16 protein-coding genes are annotated in these 12,914 nt (G+C 69.9%); 5 read left to right on the top strand and 11 right to left on the bottom strand.

Annotation, left to right across the window (positions count from 1 at the left end):
• Positions 1-16: 16 nt before the first annotated feature.
• From NLI01S_RS02780 to NLI01S_RS02800, 5 genes are all read right to left on the bottom strand, one after another.
• A complete protein-coding gene (locus tag NLI01S_RS02780) occupies positions 17-424 on the bottom strand; it encodes a MarR family winged helix-turn-helix transcriptional regulator (protein ID WP_067598607.1) in 408 nt (135 codons plus the stop codon).
• Positions 425-702: 278 nt separating this feature from the next.
• Positions 703-1,548: a class I SAM-dependent methyltransferase gene (locus tag NLI01S_RS02785; RefSeq protein WP_067598610.1), complete on the bottom strand. Its 846-nt coding sequence runs from the start codon at positions 1,546-1,548 to the stop codon at positions 703-705.
• 84 nt (positions 1,549-1,632) lie between these two features.
• Positions 1,633-2,085 (bottom strand): helix-turn-helix domain-containing protein, encoded by a 453-nt coding sequence (locus NLI01S_RS02790; protein WP_223809082.1) that lies wholly within the window; start codon positions 2,083-2,085, stop codon positions 1,633-1,635.
• A gap of 65 nt (positions 2,086-2,150) precedes the next feature.
• On the bottom strand, positions 2,151-2,606 hold the full coding sequence (locus tag NLI01S_RS02795) for a hypothetical protein (RefSeq protein WP_067598613.1): 456 nt from the start codon (positions 2,604-2,606) through the stop codon (positions 2,151-2,153).
• A gap of 66 nt (positions 2,607-2,672) precedes the next feature.
• Complete coding sequence (locus NLI01S_RS02800; protein ID WP_223809083.1) at positions 2,673-3,434, bottom strand: (2Fe-2S)-binding protein; 762 nt, start codon at positions 3,432-3,434, stop codon at positions 2,673-2,675.
• 147 nt (positions 3,435-3,581) lie between these two features.
• Here NLI01S_RS02800 and NLI01S_RS02805 point away from each other — a divergent pair, with 147 nt between their 5' ends.
• Genes NLI01S_RS02805 through NLI01S_RS02815 form a run of 3 tightly spaced genes read left to right on the top strand, consistent with a single transcriptional unit; the run spans position 3,582 to position 6,675 of the window.
• Complete coding sequence (locus tag NLI01S_RS02805; RefSeq protein WP_371850599.1) at positions 3,582-4,970, top strand: sensor histidine kinase; 1,389 nt, start codon at positions 3,582-3,584, stop codon at positions 4,968-4,970.
• Complete coding sequence (locus NLI01S_RS02810; RefSeq protein ID WP_067598616.1) at positions 4,958-5,707, top strand: response regulator transcription factor; 750 nt, start codon at positions 4,958-4,960, stop codon at positions 5,705-5,707. Before NLI01S_RS02805 ends, NLI01S_RS02810 begins: the two co-directional genes overlap by 13 nt.
• Positions 5,704-6,675 carry a DUF4097 family beta strand repeat-containing protein gene (locus NLI01S_RS02815; protein ID WP_223809084.1) on the top strand — a complete coding sequence of 324 codons (972 nt, stop codon included), beginning with the start codon at positions 5,704-5,706 and terminating at the stop codon, positions 6,673-6,675. Before NLI01S_RS02810 ends, NLI01S_RS02815 begins: the two co-directional genes overlap by 4 nt.
• 33 nt (positions 6,676-6,708) lie before the next feature.
• Here NLI01S_RS02815 and NLI01S_RS02820 read toward each other — a convergent pair whose 3' ends face one another.
• Positions 6,709-7,101: a hypothetical protein gene (locus NLI01S_RS02820; protein WP_067598622.1), complete on the bottom strand. Its 393-nt coding sequence runs from the start codon at positions 7,099-7,101 to the stop codon at positions 6,709-6,711.
• Positions 7,102-7,210: 109 nt separating this feature from the next.
• Between NLI01S_RS02820 and NLI01S_RS02825 the strand changes: the two genes are divergently transcribed.
• The gene (locus tag NLI01S_RS02825; RefSeq protein WP_067598624.1) at positions 7,211-8,227 is read left to right on the top strand and encodes a Gfo/Idh/MocA family protein; all 1,017 of its coding nucleotides are present in this window, start codon (positions 7,211-7,213) and stop codon (positions 8,225-8,227) included.
• Here the strand turns inward: NLI01S_RS02825 and NLI01S_RS02830 are convergent.
• The 5 genes from NLI01S_RS02830 to NLI01S_RS02850 all read right to left on the bottom strand — a co-directional run bounded on the left by NLI01S_RS02830 (position 8,205) and on the right by NLI01S_RS02850 (position 12,256).
• On the bottom strand, positions 8,205-9,119 hold the full coding sequence (locus tag NLI01S_RS02830) for a GNAT family N-acetyltransferase (RefSeq protein ID WP_067598627.1): 915 nt from the start codon (positions 9,117-9,119) through the stop codon (positions 8,205-8,207). The genes NLI01S_RS02825 and NLI01S_RS02830 overlap by 23 nt on opposite strands.
• A gap of 18 nt (positions 9,120-9,137) precedes the next feature.
• A complete protein-coding gene (locus NLI01S_RS02835; RefSeq protein ID WP_084392264.1) occupies positions 9,138-9,443 on the bottom strand; it encodes a DUF2784 domain-containing protein in 306 nt (101 codons plus the stop codon).
• A gap of 79 nt (positions 9,444-9,522) precedes the next feature.
• A complete protein-coding gene (locus NLI01S_RS02840) occupies positions 9,523-9,981 on the bottom strand; it encodes a Clp protease N-terminal domain-containing protein (protein WP_157090928.1) in 459 nt (152 codons plus the stop codon).
• Between the two features lie 75 nt (positions 9,982-10,056).
• Positions 10,057-11,031 carry a helix-turn-helix transcriptional regulator gene (locus tag NLI01S_RS02845; RefSeq protein ID WP_067598633.1) on the bottom strand — a complete coding sequence of 325 codons (975 nt, stop codon included), beginning with the start codon at positions 11,029-11,031 and terminating at the stop codon, positions 10,057-10,059.
• A 25-nt stretch (positions 11,032-11,056) separates the two neighbouring features.
• Positions 11,057-12,256 carry an MFS transporter gene (locus NLI01S_RS02850; protein ID WP_067598636.1) on the bottom strand — a complete coding sequence of 400 codons (1,200 nt, stop codon included), beginning with the start codon at positions 12,254-12,256 and terminating at the stop codon, positions 11,057-11,059.
• Between the two features lie 55 nt (positions 12,257-12,311).
• Here NLI01S_RS02850 and NLI01S_RS02855 point away from each other — a divergent pair, with 55 nt between their 5' ends.
• Positions 12,312-12,854 (top strand): CGNR zinc finger domain-containing protein, encoded by a 543-nt coding sequence (locus NLI01S_RS02855; RefSeq protein ID WP_067598639.1) that lies wholly within the window; start codon positions 12,312-12,314, stop codon positions 12,852-12,854.
• The last annotated feature ends 60 nt before the right edge of the window (positions 12,855-12,914 follow it).

Below are 12,914 nucleotides of genomic sequence, written 5' to 3' on the forward strand. Positions count from 1 at the left end.
CGGTCCCCGAACGGATTCAGTCCTGTTCCAGGTTGGCCGACATCCGCTCCAGCACGTCGACGGTGGCGCGGTACTCCTGATCGCTGATCCCGGCGGTCAGCCGGGCGCGGGTGCTCCGGACACGTTCCAACAACGCATCGTGGGCGCGCGTGCCCTCCTCGGTGAGTTCCACCGAGACCAGGCCGCCGACCCAGCCGCGTCGTCGCAGTGCCTCCACCGCCGGCCCGACGGTCTCCTCGCCCTCCTCCAGGAATGGGAGGAGCCGCTGGTCCAACTCCAACAGGGTGGCGGGTTCGCGGTGCAGTGAGCTGAGCACCTGCCATTGGCGGCGCACCAGCGAGTCCGCGGCCAGCACCCGGTCCAGGTCGCTCTCGATGAGCCGGTCCAGGTGTTTGAGCCAGTAACCGATCGGCAAATCGGACATGTTTCCTCCGGTGGGGACGACGGTGCCCGCGAAGACGATTCCTCGACGCTATACCGCCACAGTAGGGCGCGGCCGGCATTCCTTCACGGTGTCGTACCCGTTCGTTGGCCTGCGAGCATGCCCCCTACGTTCGCTTCCTTGCGCTTCCTGTGTGGTGACGCCACCGCGCCCCGAGCCCCCGGGCCCAAGATCATCGCTCACGTGTGCAACGACCATGGGGGCCGGGGCAAGGACTTCGCGCCGGCGTTGTCCCGTCGCCGGCCGGAACCGGAACGGGACTACCGCTCTTGGCACCGCGGTCGGGTCGGGCCGCCGAAGGTCTCCTCGGACACCCGGCACAGGACGGCGCCGCGAGGGACGACGAACACCCCGTCGGGGTGCTCGCTCCAGCGCCTCCACCCCTGGGATATCTCCTCCAGATCGGTACGGGTGGCGAACCCCTCGTCCACGGCCTGACGGGCCAGATCCGACTCCAGGATCCGCCGCGACCACATGCGCCCCCACCAGGCGCGACGGTCGGGGGCCGAGTGGTTCCACACCTCGGACACGTAGGTGATGTCCTCGAACCCGGCGGCGCGCGCCCAGGCGTGCATGCGCCGCCCGGCCTCGGGCTCGCCGCCGTTGGCGCGCGCCACCGCCTGGTACAGGTCCATCCACGCGTCCAGTTCGGGCAGCAACGGATACCAGTACATGCCCGAATAGTCGCTGTCACAGGCCGCCACGATTCCACCGGGGCGGGTCACCCTGCCCATCTCGGCCAGGGCACGCACCGGGTCGGCCACGTGCTGTAGGACCTGGTGGGCGTGGACCAGGTCGAAGGAGTCGTCGGGCAGATCCAGCTCGTGGACGTCGCCGACACGGAAGTCGATGCCCGTGACGTCCTCCTTCTCGGCCAGGGCACGGGCCTGGTCGACGGCCTCGGCGGAGGCGTCCACTGCGGTGACCGAACCGGGCGCCACACGTCGAGCCAGGTCCAGGGTGATGCTTCCCGGACCACAGCCCACGTCCAGCAGGGAACGCCCCGGGAGCATCTCGGCCAGCGCGTAACCGGCGGAGTTCTCGGCGTCGCGCCAAAGGTAGGAGCCGGTCACCGTGGGGTGTTGGCCATGGGTGTAACGAGCCATCGCGTGCCGTCCTTCGTCGCAACTGCGGGGGAGGTTCCCCACCCCTCCAGGTCTGGTGGAGACGACCATCTCCACCAGAGGTGCTCAGGCGTGGTCCTCCCCGACCAGGGCGCGGACGAAGTCCAGCATTCTGCTCGTCTCCTCCAGACCTCCGACCAAGACCACACGTAGACGGGACCGTTCGGGGTCGTACACCACCTGGGACTGGGCCGGGGTTCCACTCCCGGAGGCCCCGGTGGTGGCGGAGGTGATCAGCGTGCTGATCCGATCGGCCATCGTGCGGTCCACCTCCTCCACCTGCATGACCGTGGACACCTCCGCGCGGGGGCCGCCGTTGCCGGTCTCGTCCTGTTCGGGATCCCCGCCGGTGAACTCGGTCAGGTCCTTGCGGTGGATCCGATACTGCTTACCGATTCGGGTGGCCGCCAGCCGTCCTTCGCGCACGTAGGCGCGCACGGTCTTCACGTGCAGACCCAACAGCTCCGCGACCTGGTCCACTGAGTAGTACTGCTGGGCCACACCAACCTCCCCGAACATCCCTGAACCACCTCGACGTTACCCCTAACCGGCGTTGGAAGGGCGGTTTGGGGAAGCTCCGGGGTTCAGGCGGCTTCGGTCGGGGTGGTGCGCCGCCATCGGATCCGTCCGGTCAGGCGCAGCCACACCACCAAGAAGGCCCACAACACCGTGGGGATCTGGACCCAGTCGGTGTAGCCCAGCGAGCCGGGACGGTAGAGCACCCCCAGAACGACCCCGAGCGCCAGGCTCGCCACGGCCACCGGCCAGGGGGAGCCCTCACCCAGGAAACGCAGGAGCCGGCTGTAACCCCACAGCAGCAGGAAGGCGATGGCGGCCACCGCGAGCGCCAACGGCCACACCTCGCCCAATCCCCGGGTGACCCCGGCGAAGGCGAACAGGGCCGGCACCATCAGCAGGCACAGGGCCAGGACGGGGGCGAGTACGGCGGACGCCGCCGCGCAGGCCAGGGGTCCCCACAGGTTGTCGCGGTTCGGCCGGGGTCGGGGGAAATCACCGGGGCCGCCGCTCTCAGAGGTCACACCCCATTGGTGCCCAAAGAGAGCCGTCTCAGCCCCGCCGCGGCGTCGAAGGTGCCAAGGCGCCGGTCAGGACCACAAAGCGCAGTCTCCGCACAGCCCGCCCTCGGGGATGCGGTGGTACAGGCAACAGGTGGTGCGTCGAAAACCCGCACGGCCCCGCTCCTCGGTCCCGACGTAGGTTCCGGTGCCCTTCAGGCAGGGACCTGACAGCAGTGTGCGCACCACCCGTTCGGCGCTTTCGTGGTGTTCGGGGCGGGCGCTCCCCAGGGAACGGGCGGCGCCGGCCAGGGCCGCCGCGGTGTTGCCGCGCAACAACCCCGGCGCGATACCGCCCACCCGTCCCAGCGCGGCGGCGACCCCTTCCAGACCCGTCACCGTTTCTTCGACCGGGCCCCGGGCGATCTCCCGTGGGGACCGTGAGGCCAAGGGCCCGGCATGGATCTCGGTGGTGCGCACGACCATCGGCCCGCCCGGACGCACGAACAACCGCCACGGGTCCAGGCGCACCCCGTGGCACAGGGCCGCGGCCAGTACCGGGGACAGCAGCCGTGAGGCCAGGCCCTGGTGGAACAGGGAGGCGCCCACCCGCCACTCCACGTCCTCGGTCCCGCCACCGAAGGGCGCGGCCAGCCGGCCCCGTACGGCCTCCACCTCTGCTATCAGGAGCTCTTGGGACAGTCCACCGCCCAGCGCCGCCACCCACCCCTGTTCGGGGCCGTGCGTCTCCAACGCGAAGAACATGTTGATCCCGGCGATGTCCTCAAGGACCGGGGCCAAGAGGGAATCCGGTCCCTCGAGGTCCCCGGCGATGTCGCGCTCGCGCTCCACGTGCTCCCCTTTCCCACCATTGTCCGACGCCCTGACGGCGATGCCCTGGGTATGGTCCCGCATCCGGCCGGGTAGTGCTGGCACCACCGGTCACTCTCGTGCTGAGGACCTCGTGCCGTGGGGGTCCGCGAACCTAGATTGGTCCTTGTGAGCGGCACGGGGACGAAGCGGACGGGCACGGGCGGTACGGCGAGGCCGGGCGCCGCCATCACCGTGCCCTTCCTCCACGAGACCCGCAGCGACACCTGGCGGGTCCGCCTGGTCGAGGTCCTGCACCTGATGACCTCCTTGGCCTTGGCGCTGTTCTACCTGGTCCCGGCGGTGTTGCTGGTGACCGCGGCGACCTGGCTGGGGTTGCGGCTCTACGTTCCCCTGGGCGGCTTCCCCCCGGAACTCGTCCCGGGCCACCTGCTGGTGGACGTCGTGCTGTTCATGGTGGTGTTCCCCGCCATGGCCATCGTGCTGTCCCGGCTGGCCTGCTACACCCAGCGCTCCCGACTGGCCAACGTGTTCGGCATCGTGGAGACCAGACCTCCCGACCCACTGGCCGATTCCGGCCGCTGGGCGCGCGGCCTGGCCACCGTGTTCGGCCCCGAGGCGTGGTCGATGGTGGTCTACAGCACCGTCGCCGGGCTGCATGGTCTCCTGGCCGGTGGACTGGTGGCGGTGCTGGTGGTGTGCGGGGGAGCCGCCGCGTTGGGTTCCCTGTTCGGGATCGTGTACGTGCTGGCTCGGGGCGCCACCCCGGTCGACCTGCTCGGCCCACTCGTGCTGGTGTTGTCGGGCCCGGTCGCGGTCCTGGTGGGTCTGCGCATCGCACGCCTGGTGGTCTCCTCCGAGGTCCTACTGCTGCGCACCCTGCTCTTCGACGCACCCGAGGTGCGCATGCGGCGCCGTCTGCTGCACGTCCAGGACAGCCGCCAACGCATGGTCGACGTGGCCGAGGCCGAGCGCCGACGCATCGAACGCGACCTGCACGACGGTGCCCAACAGCGCCTGCTGGCCTTGACGTTGACCCTCACCCGGGCCCGCACCCGGCTGACCCGGGACCCCGAGGGGGCGCGCGATCTCATCGCCGAGGCCCAACGCGAGTCCAAGGAGGTCATGACCGAGTTGCGCCAGGTCGCCCGGGGGTTGCATCCGCGGGTGCTGACCGATCACGGTCTGGGCGCGGCCCTGCCGGTGGCGGCGGGCCGCTCACCCGTACCGGTCCGGCTCGACCTGGAACTGGAGGAGCGTCCCTCCTCCCGTGCCGAAGGGGTCGCCTACTACGTGGTCAGCGAAGCGCTGACCAACGTCGCCAAGCACGCCCGCGCCGGCCAGGTTCGGGTGACGCTGGAGCGGATCGCGGATCGACACGGTGATTCCCTGCGTCTGACCGTCACCGACGACGGCGTGGGTGGCGCCGACCCCGAGGCGGGCACCGGCCTGTACGGGTTGTGGGACCGGGTGGACGCCGTCGACGGGGTCCTGACAGTGCACAGCCCCGAGGGTGGAGGAACCGTCCTGACCGCACACATCCCATGGGAGGCCTGACCGTGAGCGCTGAAGAGACCGTGCGAAGTGGGCCCCGAGTGATCATCGCCGAGGACTCGGTGCTGCTGCGCAGCGGGATGGCCCGGCTGTTGGAGGACGCCGGGGTGGAGGTGGTGGACTCGGTGGGCGACGCCGACGCGCTCATCGGCGCGGTTGAGGCACACCCGAACGTGGACCTGTGCCTGGTGGACATTCGTATGCCGCCCACCTACTCCGAGGAGGGCATCCAGGCCGCGGTGAGGATCCGTCGCTCCCATCCGGAGGTGGCGGTGCTGTTGCTGTCCCAGCACGTGGTCAGCCGCTATGCCGCCGACCTGCTCGGAGCGGGCGCGTTCAAGGTCGGTTATCTGCTCAAGGACCGGGTGGCCGACATCGAGGAGTTCACCGAGGTACTGCGCCGGGTCGCCGACGGCGGGGCCGCGATCGACCCCGAGGTGGTGTCCCAGTTGCTCAGCGGCAACCGTGACCGCTCCCTGGAACGGCTCACCCCGCGCGAGACCGAGGTGCTGGAGGTGATGGCCGAGGGGGTCAACAACGCGGGCATCGCCGACCGGCTCACCATCACAGAACGAGCGGTGGAGAAACACATCCGCTCCATCTTCCTCAAGCTCGACCTGGGCCGGGACGACCACGACCACCGCAGGGTGTTGGCGGTGCTGCGCTATCTGCGCGGTTCGGCCCGGGACCGACCGACCACATCAAGGAGGGCCGAGCCTTCCGGAAGGAGAACGACGTGACTTTCAGGGCACGGGGTCTGTACGCCTCGTCCAGCAAGGAACCGAGGCGGTTCCGGTGGGGCCCGTGGATGCTCCTGGGCGGAGTGCTCGTGGTGGTCCTGGTGGTGCTCACCGGGTTGTCCGTGCTGGGCAACGTGGTGGCCCATCAAAGCGACAGGACCGACTCCTTCGACGGTGCGAGCACACTGAACGTGAACAACCACACCGGTGGGCACATCGAGGTCGGTGCCGCCGAGGGCGACGAGATCGTCATCGAACGCACCCTTCGGGGAGGGCCGCTGTCCGAACCGATCGAGCGCATCGACGAGGGCGGTGACGGCCTGGACGTCGATGGCCGCTGCGGAGGATTCCCGCTCTTTTCGGCCTGCTCCATCGACTACACCATCCAGGTACCCGAGGACGTCACGGTCGCTTTGGAGAACAACAGTGGGAACGTGGAGGTGCGCGACCTGGCGTCGGAGCTGTCGGTGAACTCCGTCAGCGGGGCGATCGAGGTCTTCGACCATGAGGGGTCGGTCGATGTCGAGGCCACCTCGGGCACGATCTCCCTGTCCGACATCACCGGTTCGGTTCGGGCCCACAACGTCAGCGGTGACATCGAGGCCGGCGGTGAAGGAGAGCGGTTGGAGGTGTCCACCACCTCCGGGAGCGTGGACGTGGAGGACTTCACCGCCGAGGAGGTCGTGGCCGAGTCGGTGAGCGGCTCCCTGGAACTGGGTGGCGGGTTCACCACCTTGGAGGCCGACACCACCTCCGGCGGAGTGGAGATCACCACCGATACCCCCTTCGAACTGATGGAGGTGGAGACCGTCAGCGGCGGTGTCGAGGCGAGCGTGCCGGCGGGAACCTACGAGATCGGTGGGGAGTCCACCTCCGGCGACCGTGAGTTCGACGTGGACACCGCACCGGAGTCCGACAGTCGTATCGAGGTGAACACCACCAGCGGTTCGGTGCGGGTGGGTCGTTAGGAGGCCGGGCCCCTGACCCGGGCCCGGGACGGCTCACTCCCTGGTTCGGCGTTCGAAACGCAACGCCGCCCAGTCCGAGTCGATCGGTTCCCGGGCCGTGGGGCGCCACCCTGCGTCGGTGAGGGTGTCCCAACCCTTGTCCGCGGTCAGGTCGGTGATGATGGTGCCGCCGCGTTGGGGGAAGCACACCCACCACCGGGTGGCGGGGCCCACCAGGTCCGACACCGCCGGCCCCTCACGGTCCACCGTGCCCCGATCGAGGGCGAACAGGTGCACGTGATCGTAGTCCACGCCCTCGATCACCCCCAGGTCGATGTGGACGTCGGGCGGGGGTTCCAGCAGACGCAGATAACGTTCGGGCGCGTTGAGGACGAGCAACCGGTCCCCGGCCCCTACCCCCAACTTCCGGGCGAGTGTGGACGACATTCCTCCTCCGTTCACGTTCCTTGCCCGGCCACCGTATGTTTTCCGGGCACGGAAACCGAATACCTTCCCCGCCCGGCCCCGGAGAAGACCGTGTTTTTAGGATGTCTTCATGACACAACACAACGGTGGCCCACGCTGGGGCGTGGTCGGTACCGGAGGCATCGCCCACGCCTTCCTGGAGGGCCTTCGGGCCGTCCCCTCCGCAAGGGTCGTGGCGGTGGGTTCCCGGACCGCCGAACGCGCCGAGGAATTCGGGTCCGCCTGGGACATCCCCCACCGCCACGCGAGCTATGAGTCATTGGCCGAGGACCCCGAGGTCGACGTGGTCTACGTGGCCACCCCCCACCCCTGGCACCACACGGTCACGTTGCAGATGCTCCACGCCGGCAAGCACGTGCTGGTGGAAAAGCCCATGGCGATGAACGCCCTGCAGGTCACCGAGATGGTGGCCGCCGCAAAGACCAACGACCGCTTCCTGATGGAGGCGATGTGGACGCGTTACCTGCCCGTGCACGAGTTGGCGCGCACCCTGGTGGCCGAGGGCGCCATCGGGGAGCTGGGCGCGCTCTCGGCGGACTTCGGGATCAATGCCCCCTACGACCCCGATCACCGGTTGTTCAACGCCGATCTTGGCGGTGGTGCCCTGCTCGACCTGGGGATCTACCCATTGGCGTTGGCCTCCCAGTACCTGGGTGAGCTGACCGTGGTGGGGGCGACCCGACGACTTTCACCGGATCGCATGGTGGACGTGCACACGACCTTGTTGGTACGTGGCGAGGACGGGGTGAGCGCCACGGTGGAGTGCGCCTCGCGTAGCGCACTGCCGGGCCGGGCGGTGCTCTCCGGTACGGGCGGATGGCTCGAGATCGAACGGTTCTGGGCCGGAACCGACCTGGTCCTGCATCGGGATGGTCACGAACCCGAACGATTCCACCGGCCCTTCCGCGCCAACGGCTATGAGTACGAGGCCGAGGAGGTCGCGCGCAGGATCGCCGCGGGGGATCGGGAGAGTCCACGAATGCCGTGGTCGGAGAGCCTGAGCCTGGCCGGGATCATGGACCAGGTCCGTGACATGGGCGCCCTGACCTACACCCGACCCACGGTCAAGGCCGTCCCCCTGGGATGAGTCCGAAGGCTCCGGTCCCGGTGGGGGTGGCCTGAACGGTCGACCTCGCCGGGGCCGCCCCACGTAGGGGCCGGCCGCCGGTGGGTGCGGGGGAAAGGCCGCCCAGGTAGCGGCCCAGCAGGATGCCGGCCAGGGGTAGGGCGCTCATGCGCACCACCATCAACACGGCGTCCTTGGGCCCCACCTGTTCGGCGAAGTAGGTGTCCAGGTCGACGTGGCCGCTGCGCGGGGCGACACCGTAGACGCATCCTTCGAACATGCGGTAGGCGTCGCGCACCAGCAGGGTGCGAGGGTCCAGGCGAGGACCGTCACCGAGCCAGCGGGCGGCGTCGGTGGCGATGCGGGCGATCATGGCGGGCACGGGTCGGTCGCGTCGGGGGTGCACACGGGTCCGCCCCAACCCCTTGCGCCAACCGGAGTAGACGGCCGGGTGGCGGGTGCGCAGGACGACGTAGGTGTTGCCCCAGGGGCGGGCGATGAGCTCACGGGTCAGGAAGTGGGTCATCAGGGCGCTGGAGAGTCCGAACCTGCGGTGAGCGGGAACCACGCCCGCGGCGTCCAGGTACAGGGCGCGGCGTGAGGCGAAACGGTGCCGGTGGTAGCCGCCCCAGCCCACGGGTGTGCCGGCCGGGTCCAGGATCAGGGCCAGGCAGGAGATCTGGTCGAAGAACCCGGAGTCGTCCCGGGCATGCCAGTAGTCGGAGTGGTCGGCGCCGAAGGACCGGGCGGCCAGGTCGCGCAGGAGCGTCAGCATCCTGTGGCGACCGGGCCCGGTGAGCTCGGCGGGGGTGTCCCAGCGGGCGACCTGGTAGCCGTTGACCAGAGGTCGAACGGTGGGGGGAGCACCGAGGTCACGCAGGTCCTGGTTGATGGTTCGGGTCTGTTCGGGCACGCGGAAGCCCTACTTTCATTACTCTTCGAAAGCGAACGACTCCTCAACGTAGCGCCTAGGGAGGTTTCGGGGGTCGGGTTCCATCATTCGGAGGTTTCCCCGGCTATCGGGACAGGGCTCCCTGGACCGGTTCTCGATGTCGGTCGGGAAGCACGGCCGGCCGATGGTGACGATGCCCAGGGCGTAGGCGACCACGAACAGGTGCGGCCAGACCATGCGCGGCCACCGCAGCGACAGGAAGCCGCCGAAGACGACGTAGGCGCAGAACGGGTGGTGCACGACCATGGCGGTGTGGCCGATGAGGAGGATGCCGAAGCGGTCCATTCCCAGAACCCAGGGATGGATGACGGGGCCCTACATCGGTGCTCCTACCCGGTATCGACGGGTAGGAGCACTCAGGGACTCAACCGAGCGTCTCCCCGTCCAGGAGGACACGAGTGCGCTCTCGTGCCTCGGGCAGGTCCACGTCCAGTGCCCGCAGCACACGCAGGGCCGTGCCCTCCTCGACCCGGACCAGAGCCCACACCAGGTGGTGGAGGCCCAGGTGTGGTCGTCCTCGGCGCCGGGCCTCCTCTCGTGCCAGGCGCAACACCGTGCGCACCCGCGGGGTGAAGGTCGGGGCCTGCGCGCAAGTGGCCCCACCGGGTGCGATGGCGCGCACGACCTCGCGTCGCAGCAGGTGCGGGGCCGGTTCCAGGGCGGTGCGCCGCCCCGTCTCCTCCGCCTGACCGGCCACTCCGATGACCAGGTGTTCGGTGCCGAGGAACGGATGACGCAGGGCCATGGCCTCACGCCCGGCCAGTTCCACGGCCCGCAGTACGGCTGGGGAGGGTTCGGGTTCGCCGGGTGGGTTCTCGGACACGGGCGCCTCCACGTCGAGGGTCGGATCCTCAGCGATAACACACCGCGATGGGCCCTAGCCCGCGGGCCGAAGGACTCAGTTCCTCGGTGTTCGGTCCTCTCCGGCGGTGCGCAGCAGGCGCCCGCCCAGGTGGGCCATCGCCTCACGTAGCTCGTCGGGTTCCTCGACCTCCATGTCCACGTCCAACATCGCCAGGTAGCAGGCCATGGCGACCATGTCCTCACCGGCGCACAGCAGCACACAGGAGTGTTCGTCCACGGCCTCGATGGGGCCGTAGTGAGCGGCCCGACCGCGCAGGGCCTCCTGTGCCGGCATCTCCAGTCGCACCCTCGCCTTGACCGGCCACATGTGCAGGTTCATCCGTTCGGCCAGGTAGGAGGCCACTCCCCGGCCGGGCGGATCGCGAGGGGGCACCCTGGGGCCGGTGGGGGTCAGGGGACGCATCCGATCCACCCGGAAGGTCCGCCAGTCCTCCCGCGTGGTGTCCCAGGCCACCAGGTACCAGCGCCGCCCCCGCGAGACCAGGCGGTGCGGTTCCACCATCCGTCGGCTCAGAGCGCCCTGGTGGCTCTCGTAGTCGAATCGCAGCCGTTCACTGTCCCGGCAGGTGGCCGCCACCAAGGCCAGGATGTCGGCGTCCACGGTGGGGCCTTCGGAGGGCATCGGCACGGTGAAGGTGCCCAGCGCGTCCACTCGGCGACGCAGCCGGGAGGGCAGGACCTGCAAGAGCTTGGCCAGGGCGCGCACCGAGGTCTCCTCGATCCCCGAGACCCCACCCTGGGCGGCGGTGCGCAGCCCCACCGCGACCGCCACGGCCTCGTCGTCGTCCAACAGCAGCGGGGGCAGGGAGGCGCCGGCACCGAGTTGGTATCCGCCGCCGGTACCCATGATGGCGTGGATGGGATAACCCAGCTCGCGCAGTCGGTCCACGTCGCGGCGCACGGTCCGCGGACTCACCGCCAGGCGTTCGGCCAGGTCGTTGCCGGGCCAGTCCTTGCGGGTCTGGAGCAGGGACAGGAGTTGGAGCAGTCGGGCCGAGGTCGACTTCATGTCTTGAGTGTGCCGGCAGTGGCGGTCAGGAACCGTCCTCCACCCTGAGGGGATTCGGTGTGGGGCGGGGGCGGCTCAGGAGCAGGTGTGCCAGGGCCGCGGTGACCTGTAGTGCCACCGCCAAGACCAGACAGAGCGTCAGGGAGTGGTCGGCCAGGGGGCCGGCCGACGCGGCGCCGACGGCGAAGGCGCTCACCTTCAGGCTCGCCGCGGTGGTGAACACCTGGGTGCGCAGGCGCTCGGGGGCCTCCCGGTGACGGACCGTGAACAGAGCGGTCAACTGAGGCCCCTCCGCGGCACCCACCACCGCTACCGCGAGCAGCAGCCACGGCGCGGAGGGAGCAACCATGGCCCCCACCACGCCCACCGCCTGCACCAGAACGCACAGCGGCACCATCGAGTCCGGGGCGAGCCGGGCCGGGCGACGGGCCAACGCCAAGTTGGCGACCAGCGAGCACACCGCCATCACCGACAACGACATCGCGCCCTGGGCCGCCCCGCCCAAAGAGCGTTCCCCCAACAGCGGAGCGGCCACCACCAACACCCCGGTCCCGGCGATGGAGACTGTGGAGACCACGGTGACGCGCAACAGCGCCCGGTTGCCCAGGACCACGCGCGCCCCCGCGACCAGGTCGGTGAGCAGGGGGGACGGCACGGGCGGTGTGCTCCGGGCGGGCAGGGACCAGGCCACCGGGGCGGCCAGGGCGATGAGGGCCACCGCGACCGCGATAGCGAAGCCGCTGCCCGCTCCCAACGCCACCGTTCCGGCCAGCGCCGGACCGAGCAGGGATGCGGTGCTGAAGGTCATCGCGTCCAAGGCGTTGGCCCGTGCCAGGTGGGTGGGGGCCACCAGGCGCGGCAGCTGGGCGGTCCATCCTCCCGACAGGGCCGGACCCAGCAGTCCCACGACCAAGGCCAAGGCCAACACCGGTGCGAACGGCAGGGGTTCCAGGAACAGGGCGAGGGCGATCAGCCCCAACGCGTTCAACGCCAAGATGGCGGAGAGCAGCCGGCCCGGGCGCACGGCACGGTCCAGCAGCACCCCCACCGCGGGCCCGCCGATCGCCGCGGTGGCGGTGACCCCCGCGAGCAGGGCCGAACCGGTGGTGGCGCTCCCCGTGACGGCCACCCCCAACAACAGAAGGGCCGGCCCGGAGGCCTCGTCGCCGGTGCGGGCGGCGGCCGCACCGCACAGGTAACGCACCAGAGCGTAACGGTCACTCATGCACAAGACGCTACGAAGTAACCAGTGAACACACCATGGGCGTTACCTTGGAGGCATGACCACAGCACCCCACCCGGTGGGTTCCACCCGTGCACTGGCCGAACGCACCACCGACCTGCTCAACGCACTGGCCGAGGAGGACGTGGACACGAAGCGGATCGCCGACCTGTTCACCGCACACGGCGAGACCGACCCGGATCTGACCTCGGAGGACGTCAGCGCTCTGCGCGAGGTCGCCGTCGAACTGCGCAATGTCCTGGCCGCTCCGACCCTGGACCAGGCCGCCCGACGCGTCAACGTCCTACTCGCCCGGGAAACACACCCGCCCCGACTGTCCGACCACGACGGCACCCACCCCTGGCACCTGCACGTGGACAGCGACGACGAAGCTCCCTGGGACGAATGGTTCGTGGCCTCCACCGGCCTGTTCCTGGCCCGCCTGATCAGCGAACGCCAACGCCACCCAGGCGGAGTGTGCGCCGCGCACGCGTGCGAGCGGGTGTTCGTCGACACCGCGCACGGCGGCGCGCGACGGTTCTGTTCCCGCCGCTGCGCCACCCGCGCACGTGTGGCCGCTCACCGCCGCGCCCACGCCTAGCCGTTTTGTCAACCACGGGGGGTTACCGTTCGAGCACCGTCAGGCCCCGTTCCTCGGAAA

Origin of the sequence: Nocardiopsis listeri NBRC 13360 (assembly GCF_001570765.1) — a bacterium.
Lineage (GTDB): Bacteria > Actinomycetota > Actinomycetes > Streptosporangiales > Streptosporangiaceae > Nocardiopsis > Nocardiopsis listeri.